This window comes from Vibrio sp. 1978 (genome assembly GCF_033344345.1).
Genome location: NZ_JAWPOP010000038.1, coordinates 24,929 through 35,649, shown reverse-complemented (window position 1 = coordinate 35,649; position 10,721 = coordinate 24,929). Strand labels below are relative to the sequence as shown.

At 44.9% G+C, this 10,721-nt stretch carries 7 protein-coding genes; 1 reads left to right on the top strand and 6 read right to left on the bottom strand.

Going from position 1 to position 10,721, the window contains the following annotated elements:
• Positions 1-143 precede the first annotated feature (143 nt).
• The 5 genes from R8N49_RS23135 to R8N49_RS23115 all read right to left on the bottom strand — a co-directional run bounded on the left by R8N49_RS23135 (position 144) and on the right by R8N49_RS23115 (position 6,832).
• Positions 144-1,760 (bottom strand): endonuclease, encoded by a 1,617-nt coding sequence (locus tag R8N49_RS23135; RefSeq protein WP_186585596.1) that lies wholly within the window; start codon positions 1,758-1,760, stop codon positions 144-146.
• Between the two features lie 331 nt (positions 1,761-2,091).
• Complete coding sequence (locus R8N49_RS23130) at positions 2,092-3,705, bottom strand: alpha-amylase family glycosyl hydrolase (RefSeq protein ID WP_186585595.1); 1,614 nt, start codon at positions 3,703-3,705, stop codon at positions 2,092-2,094.
• Between the two features lie 120 nt (positions 3,706-3,825).
• Complete coding sequence (locus R8N49_RS23125; protein ID WP_005374788.1) at positions 3,826-4,332, bottom strand: hypothetical protein; 507 nt, start codon at positions 4,330-4,332, stop codon at positions 3,826-3,828.
• A 317-nt stretch (positions 4,333-4,649) separates the two neighbouring features.
• Complete coding sequence (locus R8N49_RS23120) at positions 4,650-5,459, bottom strand: MalM family protein (RefSeq protein ID WP_005374786.1); 810 nt, start codon at positions 5,457-5,459, stop codon at positions 4,650-4,652.
• A 101-nt stretch (positions 5,460-5,560) separates the two neighbouring features.
• Positions 5,561-6,832, bottom strand: coding sequence for a maltoporin (locus R8N49_RS23115; RefSeq protein WP_005374784.1), 1,272 nt, complete (start codon positions 6,830-6,832; stop codon positions 5,561-5,563).
• Positions 6,833-7,278: 446 nt separating this feature from the next.
• On the opposite strand from R8N49_RS23115, the gene glgX reads away from it, so the two are divergent.
• Positions 7,279-9,270, top strand: a complete 1,992-nt coding sequence (gene glgX, locus R8N49_RS23110; RefSeq protein ID WP_258490032.1) for a glycogen debranching protein GlgX — start codon at positions 7,279-7,281, stop codon at positions 9,268-9,270.
• Between the two features lie 78 nt (positions 9,271-9,348).
• Here the strand turns inward: glgX and R8N49_RS23105 are convergent, their stop codons facing one another.
• Positions 9,349-10,719 carry an L-serine ammonia-lyase gene (locus R8N49_RS23105; RefSeq protein WP_258490031.1) on the bottom strand — a complete coding sequence of 457 codons (1,371 nt, stop codon included), beginning with the start codon at positions 10,717-10,719 and terminating at the stop codon, positions 9,349-9,351.
• Between the last annotated feature and the right edge of the window lie 2 nt (positions 10,720-10,721).

The window sequence follows — 10,721 nt, the reverse complement described above, 5'->3', positions numbered from 1 at the left end:
TCCCTAGAGTCGTTAAGAAAAAACCAAGCCGATACCCTAGAAAAAACAATGCCGCTCACCTTAAGTGAACGGCATTAAAGCATCACGCTTCCCCTTTGTTTTGTTGGCGTCACTAAATGGTGGATACCAAAATCAAAAAGGTGTTAGTTTCCCCAAATCTGTTCAACAAACTCAGGATGATCAATGAATGGATTACGATTGCCCTGAAAATCAAACACTTGTTGATTCCGATTTCGTTCTTTTTCACTAACGGGATCATTTTTGTGCCAACGTTTCAGCATGTTTAACATCCAAGGTTCAAAAACCGTTGAACTTGAACCATCAAGGACAGCATCCGCATTGCTTGAATTGCCTTCCCAGTTACCTACAACATTTTCATAGCGGGTTGCCATGTAGAAATAAGCACGGGCGAAGTCGCCCTTAAACTCATCAATCGGCTCAAACACCGTACCGGAGTAGCCCAGATTAGTGCTTGCTTGGCCAAGTTTAGAGCCATTACTAGACACGTAGGTCGCGGTGCCCACTTCACCAAATGGCCAATTACTGCGCTTCGCGTTTACATAACCATCAGTTGCAAACAAGTGATGACCGTCTGAGTTCATCGGCTCAACCTTACCGCCAAACCAGCTTTTCGGAAAAGAGTGCTCACGGTTGTAGCAATCCCCTTCCGTTTTGTATTGGCCACATTGGTCTGTGACTTTGGTAAAGCTTACTGTATCGCTAGCAGATGGCTTTTCAGAGTACATATCGAGAATAGAGCCATCATTTTCATAATAACGATCAATATCGGCATCTTTTACCAAGGTCCACACCGCAGAATAACCTCGGCTAGAGTGATTATTGATAATGTTAAACAACGCTGTTTTTAGAGCGTATCCCGTCTTACCAGATGCCGCTTGATAGTAACCATCAACCACTGGTGGGGTCGTCGTTGTGTCACCTAAGTTAAAATCGGTGGTTTCACTTTTCGAGAATTCAGCGCCAGAAGCAAGAGTCTTATCTCCCACCTTCAACGCGTAAGACCCCGAACCATTGCCACAGCAAATGCCGTCGCCATAGCTGTCTTGAATCGTAAATTGGTAGTTACCATCGGCCAAACACATGGTCTTATCTACAGAGGTTGACGACTCATACCCCTGACCAGAGAAAAGCACTTGCGCTTGGCTATTTTTCAACTCCCAGCTAGTTTCTGAGCCATAGTTGTCCGTCGTGAGTGTAAGAACCACCTCATGATCACTACAATTTTCTACAGGAGGTTGTGTACTTGTCTCGGTCGGTTGAAAATTATCGACGTAGACAGCTTCTGAGCCATCAAAACTGGCTTCATCGTAAAAACGCAAACCGACGTTGATGGTCTTGTTCGAGCTCGCTGTGTAGTTGTGCGCGAGCTCTTGCCACTGGTTTATCTGTTGTGGGTTCGAGTAATTGTGATAACCATCAACCACCAGACGTGCTTTTACATTTCCTTCGGTATGATAAACCGAGACAGAAAACGGATAGGTTTTCCCTTGCTCCACATTAATGGTTTGCAAAAAGTCGGTGTTGCTTTGGGTACCTGTATTCACGACGACCTGGGCAGCCAGACCACCCGATTTGATTTGCTCGCTGCTTGGCGACACTGTAATGCCCGCGTCAATCTCTGACCACTGCGTAGGTACATTGCCATTCCACTGCTCAAAGTCACCGTTGATAATTTGGCTATATGCAAACGGAGAGCTAACAGCAGCAAGGAGACAGAGGGAGTTTGTTATGGATTTCATTATACTTTTCCATTAGTTATATAAATCCCAAACACGATAAACATATTAGTGGGGCATAAGTAATCCTTCAATCACATTTTTACGTTGCACAAGTGTTAATTTACTTTTTAATGTGCAGCTTATCTCACAAATATCCATCTGCTGAAAACAAATGCCAATACAAAAAGCGAAGCAACTTGTTGGCTACATCGTCGTAAAACCATTAAGGGAAAAGTAAAACAGACAGAAAAAAGCCAAGTGTGCGCCTATGGGGGTCAGCAACAACACTTGGCTTGTTTATAAGAAAACTTGTAGTCAGCTCAACTGGTGAGCATCAATTCTGGATAATTCCTTAAGGTTTTACCGCAAAGAATCTTCCTTGTAGTGGCGACATCAGAATCTGATATTGACCATTACTCGGAGTAATTTTTTCATTCGTGAGCAAATCCACCAACTCACCAGTACCAACACTCTCCTGAGTAAGAGTGACGCTTCTAGCGCTCTCTAAGGTATTTAGCGCAAACAAGACTTTGTCCGAACCAGATTGTTTCAAGTCCACATAACTGCCGTTACTCGCAACTAAATTCGTGCGTGACCCTTGATAAAGTGCAGGATGCGCATCGCGCATTGTCATCAGCGATGTCACATAAGATTTGAGATCGGCTTGGTTTGCATCAAGCGTCGCCGTCACGCCTTCAATTTTCGCACTACTGCGCGCAACGTGATCATCGCACAAACCTTGAATGGCGCAGGTGCTGTTGTCTTCTTTTACGGCAAAACCATCCACTTGATCCCCGATTTCATCACCGTAGTACAACGTGATTGGCCCGGTGTACGCCGCTTGGAAAGCAAACGCGGCTTTATGGCGTAACCAATATTCTGCATCATTCACATCCGCCAAGTTTCCGCGCTGTAACAAGTCACCAAAGCGCACTAAATCATGGTTGCCGATCATCAAATTCGGCTGCGCATGTGTTGGATATTGGTTGTGTGTGCTGTAGCCGTTGTCTAACCAATCCGCACCGCGACCACCCACGCCGCTCTCATTCACGGCCAAAGTTTCAACGATGCGATATCGCATAGGGAAGTCAAACGCAGAGCACAATGCTGGATCGCTGTTCGATCCATACGCCTCATTCGCGATCTCAGACTCCCCTTTCCAAATCTCTGCCACCATATAGCCCAACGGATTCACTTGTTCGCCTTTGCTATTGGTGTACGTCACACTTTGTGAGGCTTCATCGACGGCTTTACGAAGTTGTGTCCAAGCGTCTGTCGGAACTTGATAGGCTTGATCTAAACGCCAGCCGTCAATCTTGAGTTCTTTGATCCAATACGTCGCCACCTCTTTGTAGAAATCGAGACTGGCTGGGTAATCCACGGGATTGCTTGAGCCTGAAGGCAACAAGCCGGAAGGCGAGGGTTTGATCAAACCATTCTTATGGTGGCCAAATACGCCATCAAAAAATACGTACAGACCGCGTTTGTGTGCTTCTTCGACTAAAGTTTTCGCGGTCGCTAAGTCACCAAATTTGGGGTCGATTTTAAAGTAATCTGTCGCAAAATAGCCGGTGGCGTCCAAACGATCCGCCCAATGATCTTGTCCTGCTATCGCTTCCGATTCAAAAACTGGCGTCAACCAAATCGCGTTCATCCCTAAATCTTGGATGTAATCGAGTGAATCAATCACTCCTTGCAAATCGCCGTTATGATGGCTGGTGCCATAACCTGTACCGTGACCAATGCTCGCATCACCATCCACAAAACTCTCTACCATGATTTGATAAGTACGAAGTTGGTTACTTTGCGCCATGACATTGGCTTGGCAAGCATAACTGGTATCCGGTAGCGGAGTGCTGCTATTAGTGTCGCCACCACCAGAAGAATTACACGCAGATAAAGCACCAATCACACTTAACGCAAGCAACGATCGAGACAGGCGATGGTTACGTAGGATATTACGCATTTTATTCTCCCTAACTTACTCAAATAAACTACGGAAATTTGAGTAATAAAATTAACCCCGACATGTGTTTCATGCAGGGATTAATAAATAAAAATAGATTTTAAATAATTGAATTGAATATTATTGGCACTTATTTACCATGACATGAACAGGTTTGCCTTTTCCTTCAAACTGAAGACTCCATACATATTTACCATCTTCTTTAATATCAACCGAAGTATCCGTACCGTAACCACCAAATGTTAATGGTGTTAATTCACCAACGTTCATTCTATTACCTTTTGCGGTAAATTGTGGGAACCACAACTCGGTCGCATACTGCATTTTGTAGGAGCCTACTTTTTCTTGAACCACGGCTTGGTAGAAATTATTCCCTTTGTAGGTGTATTGACGCTGAGGCACGTGTTTCCAATCGGAATCCGCAAAAGTACCCACCACAAATAGTGGTTTAGAAATAGGTCCTTTCGCTGTGCTATCTGGGTTGTCACACGCTTTCATGAAAGCAACCACTTCGTCTTGAGACATATTAACAACAGGCTCTGCGGCCGCTTCTGGTTCTGCCGTCGATTGACAACCTACTAAGGCAACAAGTAGGGCAGCAGCAAGAGAGGTCTTCATCATGTTCATTTCACGTAATTCCTTTTTAGTATATCCAAAGCAAAATAAACTCAACGGTTAAAAGAAATATTAATCGTTATTAAAATGGAAATATCAAACGCCAAATAAATATCGTCAGATTGCGAATTTAAATCACTTCGAGAAGTTTGTTTATTTCCTAAGTACAAAAAATAAATTAGGAACTGCCATTAATTATTGATCCAACCTATATAAAAAACAAAGTAATAAAAATAATTATGTGAATAAGGTAACTCTATGTAGGGGTATTTTTATTAGTTTATTTTCTATGAAAAAGGTCAGCATTTCGCTGACCTTTTTTTATCTGATTATTTTCTATTTACGGCTTTCACAAACACTTGTTGCGCACCTTCGATACCCAGTTCTTTTGCTTCATCAAGCAAAGTGAGCGCTTTCGGAATATCATTCGCTGCGACTGCCGCTTCAATTGAGCTGTAGTAGTAGCTAGTAAGGTCCGTACCTTGGGGAATGTTATCGTTTTTCGCAACAATCTTAGTATTCACAATATCATTCGCGGATACCGAAAAGCGGAACTGACCGAGTGGGCTATGTTTCGCTAGAGGGTCTGCAATATCTGGCGGCTGAGTGTGACGCGCCATGGCGAAGGCTTTTGCAGGGTGTAAAACTTGTGTACTTCCTTTTAGATCGGCGGAAGTCGTGTAAACCAACACATGCAGATCGTTACCTGTCATGTCTGGAATCACATTGAGATCAAGTACGAATTTATCGTTGTCCAACAGTTTTGCTGGTTCATACTTAAACTTTGAAAAATCTGCTTGGTAAATGGTTTCTCCTGCCGAGTTCATCACTGCGACATTAGGAGCATAAAATTGAAGTTCTTTACTTACGAATGTCTCTAATTTGATATCGAGACTGCCACGGTTACCTGGAAGAGCAAACGCTGCAATAGCGCCAGCACTGTTACCATCCAACAACATTTGGCTTTTATCAGTCAAAGCGAATTCAGTAACCACAGGCACGTTAAGCGGTACCCATTGAATATCACCCGATTGCGTGATCACTTGTTGCTGACCTTTTGGACTCATCTCTACTTGTTCTACAGACGCACAACCAGTAGCCAACATGCCCAGCAGTACGGGAGCAAGCCATTTTTTCATTACTGTCTACCTCGACTCTTTATTGTTTTTTTAAATAAATACAGCCAGATAAGTTCTGGCTGTATCATTCTAGGACAATTTAGGACTTAGTGGTTAGATGATTACCACCAAGCTTCAGCTTGTACACCGAATTGGAACGTATCGTCTGAACGACCGTTGTCAAATGTGTTTGAGTTGTCTTCTTTGTCAGCCGTTAGGTAAGAAGCGTAAACACGGATTTCAGGACGAGCCCAGAAGCTAGAGCCAGCAGACCATGCTTGAGCAACAGTTAGCTTACCGTATTTGTTTTCTTCGCCGTCGTTATCGTCGATAGCGTAACCAGCTTCGAAGATAGTTTTGTGGTTGTCATCCCATTTGTACATTGGACGAACAACAACAGACATTGTTTCCCACTTGTCTTGGCCAGCCCACATGTCTTCACCAACACCGTACACTAACTGGTGACCCATTTCCCAGCTGTCGCCCATGCCGATTACACCCCAGTTGATTAGGCGGTAACCAGATGCACCGTTGTCAGCTTCTGCGCCGTACCAGCTACCGTCGCCGTAGAATGCCATTGTTTTTGAGTAACCTTCAGTACCGTACTGAAGCACTGTTTTGTTGAAACCAGCGTCTAGACCTTGAGTCAATTCTGCTGTGAACATTACGCCGTTTTTCGCATCTTTAGTGCCGTTTGGCGCAGCGTCAGTTTCGTTAAGAATTGCGTAGTTCAAGCCCATTTCTAGAGAGCCGTTGTCCCATAGAGGAAGACCTGCGTAACGTACGTCTAGAGTGTTTACGTTTGTTGCGCCACCATCGTTGCCTGGGTCTGCGATATCGCCACGGTCATTACGAACCCAAGCGAAAGAAACTTTACCTGGACCAGCTTCGATACCTTCAACACCAGCGCCCGCGCCAGAGATATTCCAGTAGTAGAAGTCAGAGATATGAATGTCGTGACGTTGGTAGTAGCGCTTACCAGCCCAAAGTGTTGCTTCTGGAGCAAAGTTTAGTAGGCCTTTAGCTTGAACGTTGAATTGACGTAGTGCGAATTGTGCATCGTCAACACATTTCACTTCGCCGTTATCCAAACCACAGTTAGCAGAAGTGCTTTCCCAGTCGTTTGAACCATTAGAAGTCATTGCAACCATAGAGTCTACGTAGAACGTTTTGCCGTTGTTGTTGTAAACTTCTTTACCTAGTTGAATCTCGCCGTAGATATCGCTTTCATTACCTAGACGACCGATCTTGTTCTTTTCGAATGTTAATTGTTGACCACCGTCAGCGTTCACGCCAACGCCAGCACGCATGTAACCGTGGAAATCCACTGCGAATGCAGAACCAGCAGCTAAAGTTGCAGCTACAGCAGCAGCAATTGCACTTACTTTTTTCATTCTTAACTCCATTAAGGGTATTTATAATTCTGTCTTCCCTGCTCACTCTTTTAGGTGAATATAGGCAGTAAAAACACACCTAAAGAAAGAGAGGTAAGATGGGAACGAATCCCCGTTTGTTTCAACAGTTGTGAGATTACCCGAGGCGTACAAGGATGACTTCCTCCGCCCTAAACTAATTTAAGGGGGATGAGAAGGGAGTAGAAAATTTACCGAATGGTGTTTTTTCGAGTCAGATCACCAATCTAGGGAGGAATTAGTAAGTTTGTTCGGTTTTGAGCCGCTACAAAGTGATAGCCATTTCATATTTTTGACTCTAAGCCGTCACATAAAGTAATTAAATTACACGAATATTTTTATATTTAGGGTGGTTGACCTTAGTAAGACAAAGTTTTTAACTTATAGTTTCCTAAAGGTAGCAATAAATATTAAATAAAGTATCTCCGATGACACGACTTCTCTCTCGCCCCTACCCCCTGGGCGCAACATTGAATAAAGAAGGCTGTAACTTCTCTATTCATGCTCCGGGCGTAAAAGACATTCAACTGGCATTGTTTGCAGACGATGGCAGCTACGAGCTTCGCGGTTTACCGAATGAATACGCTGGCATACGTCATACTTTTATTCCAGATATTAAGCCGGGGCAAAAATACGGTTATCTTGTCTCCCACAAGGACGAGCCACTGTTAATTTCTGATCCGTACGCAAAATCAATAGATAAAGCCCTCCACTATCATCCTCCCTACTCTCCAGCCAAAAGTTTCGATATGCCGAAGTGCGTCGTTATCGAAGATGATTTTGACTGGCAAAACACGGATCACCCGCATATACCCAGAGAAGAGATGGTGTTGTTTGAGACGCACGTCAAAGGGATTACCCAACGCCACCCAGAGGTTGAGGACAAGCTGAGGGGGCGCTATTTAGGTCTTGCATCACCTGAAATGCTGGCCTTTTACAAACAGCAAAACATCAACACGCTGCAATTGCTACCTGTCGCAGCATGCATGCATGAGCCTCACCTACTAGAGATGGAAAAGGTCAATTATTGGGGATACAACCCTTATCTCTTTATGGTGCCCGATCCGCGCTACGCAGAACAAGACGCCGTTACGGAATTAAAAACAACAATTCGCGAATTGCATAAAAACGGCATTGAGGTGATTCTCGACGTGGTTTACAACCACACTGCTGAAGGTGGTGAAGGGCCTACAATCTTCAACCTGAAGGCCCTCGATTCCTGTTTTTACATCAAACATGGCAACCACTTCGCCAATTACACTGGCTGCGGAAATACAGTGGATCTCACCTACCAACCAGCCTTAAACCTTGTGATGGATACATTGCGCTACTGGGTTAGCGAATTTAAAGTCGATGGCTTCCGTTTTGACTTGGCTGCAACGTTAGGTCGACAGGGCGATGATTACAACCCAGAAGCAGCTTTCTTTAAAGCCGTTGCGCAAGACCCAATTTTGCGTGAAACCAAATTGATTGCCGAACCTTGGGATATTGGTCCAAATGGCTACCAAGTGGGTAACTTTCCATTTGGTTGGAACGAATGTAATGACAAACTGCGTGATATTTCCCGCAGTTTTTGGCGCGGTGATCAAGGCTATTTAAAAGAGTTTGCCACTCGATTAATGGGCTCTCGTGACATTTACAGTGCAGCGAACTGGCCATACAAACTCACCGTAAATTACATCACGTATCACGATGGCTTCACACTGCAAGATTTAGTGTCTTACAAGCACAAACATAACGAAGCCAATGGCGAAGAAAATCGCGACGGTCACGGTGACAATCGTTCAGAAAACTACGGTGTTGAAGGCGAGACAGAAAATCTGATGATCATCGCCACGCGTGAGAAGCAAAAACGCAACCTTATTGCTAGCTTGCTGTTTGCCTTCGGTATCCCACACATTCTCACTGCTGATGTTCTGTCTCACACCCAAGGCGGTAACAATAATGCCTATTGCCAAGACAACGAAACCAGTTGGCTGAACTGGGAAGAGACAGAACGTAAGCAACATTTCAAAGCATGGATGTCACAAATGGTCGCCAACCGAAATCAATACATGGTGCCATTTATCCGAGCTTTCAGTGGCGAAAACCGCAATAACAACCGTATTTTCTGGCGCCGTACAGACGGTCGCTTAATGGAGCACGATGATTGGAACCGTTTAAGCTCTGTCGCACTTCACCTTGGTATCGGTAAAGAAGGGCAAGAGCTGGTTTACCTCATCAACCAAACTAACGCCACAGCGCGCTTTAAGCTCCCCAATGAGCGAAAGCAAGAATGGGTGACGATCTGTGATACAAACGTACGTAACCTCAACCCAGGACATGCTGAAGGCGAAGTCTTGCTGTCACCCACCTCGATGGTGATTTTGCACTATCAACTAAACCAAAGCACACCAAAAGGTGAGCAAACGCATAGCTAAGTTATAAACGCTCCAAAAAAGGAAAGCCGATGCATCTCAGTGCTTCGGCTTTTTTGTTGGTTAGATGTGCCTAACTCATTATTCGCAAGGCGGCGCTAGGTGAATCAAAGCTAACCCACCCAGTGACGTCTCGCGGTATTTCTTGTTCATGTCTTTGCCCGTTTGGTACATGGTTTCAATCACCTTATCCAACGAGATCAAACATTTACTATTACGCTTTAATGCCATGCGAGAAGCATTGATCGCTTTCATTGCCCCCATCGCATTACGCTCAATACACGGTACTTGCACTAAACCACCAATTGGGTCACAAGTCATGCCTAGTGAGTGCTCCATGGCAATCTCAGCCGCAATACAAATTTGTTCATTGCTGCCACCACGTAGCGCGGTCAAGCCAGCTGCCGCCATAGAAGAAGAAACACCGACTTCGCCCTGACAACCCACTTCGGCACCCGAGATAGACGCATTGGTTTTGTACAAAATGCCAATCGCACCGGATACAGCAAGGAAGTCTTTAAGCTGTTTAGTATCGAGCTCTTTGATGAAGCGATGGTAGTACATCAATACCGCCGGAATCACACCCGCCGCACCATTAGTTGGCGACGTTACGACTTGTCCACCAGCCGCGTTTTCTTCACTCACAGCAAAAGCAAACAGGTTAATCCAATCCATGATTTCCATTGGGTCGTTTTCAATCGCTGCATTTGCTTCAAGCTTCTTCAACAAGTTAGGCGCACGGCGGGTCACGTTCAAGCCACCATCCAAGATACCTTCTGTCTCGAAACCGCGCTCCATGCAACGCGTCATCACACGCCAGATCTGTTCTGCGCGTTGATTGATGGCTTCCATATCCTGAAACGCTTGTTCGTTTTTCAGAATCATGCCGCCGAGGCTCATGCCGTTCTTCTCTGCCTGTGCCAACATTTCGTCTGCACTGGAGAATGGAAACTCAACTTCTACGGGAGCAGTCGCACTGCCATTTTGCAGTTCATCCGCCGTTGCGATGAAACCACCACCGATAGAGTAGTAAGTTTCAAACCCAACCTGATTGCCGTGCGCATCTAAGGCAGTAATCGTCATGCCATTCTCATGCAGAGGAAGGTTCTCTTCGTGGAATAACATATCCGTTTTGTAGTTGAATTCGATTTCATGACGGCCATCAACAGACATCATGCCCTCTTCAATCGCCTTGCGCATCGCTTTGTTCGCAGAAGCGATTTTGATGGTATCTGGTTTGTTACCCAACAGACCCAAAATCGTTGCACGGTAAGTATGGTGACCAACCCCCGTTAACGAGAGTGAGCCGTATAAATCGACTTGAATACGAACCACTTTTGCCAAGTTCGATTCAATCAAACGAGTGAAGTGGTAACCCGCGATCATTGGACCATTGGTGTGAGAGCTAGAAGGGCCCACACCAATCTTGTAAATATCAAAGATGGACAGCATAA

Bases quoted from the DNA above. Each gene is read 5' to 3' on its own strand.
- R8N49_RS23135 (WP_186585596.1), bottom strand. From the start codon at position 1,760: ATGAAATCCATAACAAACTCCCTCTGTCTCCTTGCTGCTGTTAGCTCT.
- R8N49_RS23130 (WP_186585595.1), bottom strand. From the start codon at position 3,705: ATGCGTAATATCCTACGTAACCATCGCCTGTCTCGATCGTTGCTTGCG.
- R8N49_RS23125 (WP_005374788.1), bottom strand. From the start codon at position 4,332: ATGAACATGATGAAGACCTCTCTTGCTGCTGCCCTACTTGTTGCCTTA.
- R8N49_RS23120 (WP_005374786.1), bottom strand. From the start codon at position 5,459: ATGAAAAAATGGCTTGCTCCCGTACTGCTGGGCATGTTGGCTACTGGT.
- R8N49_RS23115 (WP_005374784.1), bottom strand. From the start codon at position 6,832: ATGAAAAAAGTAAGTGCAATTGCTGCTGCTGTAGCTGCAACTTTAGCT.
- glgX (WP_258490032.1), top strand. From the start codon at position 7,279: ATGACACGACTTCTCTCTCGCCCCTACCCCCTGGGCGCAACATTGAAT.
- R8N49_RS23105 (WP_258490031.1), bottom strand. From the start codon at position 10,719: ATGCTGTCCATCTTTGATATTTACAAGATTGGTGTGGGCCCTTCTAGC.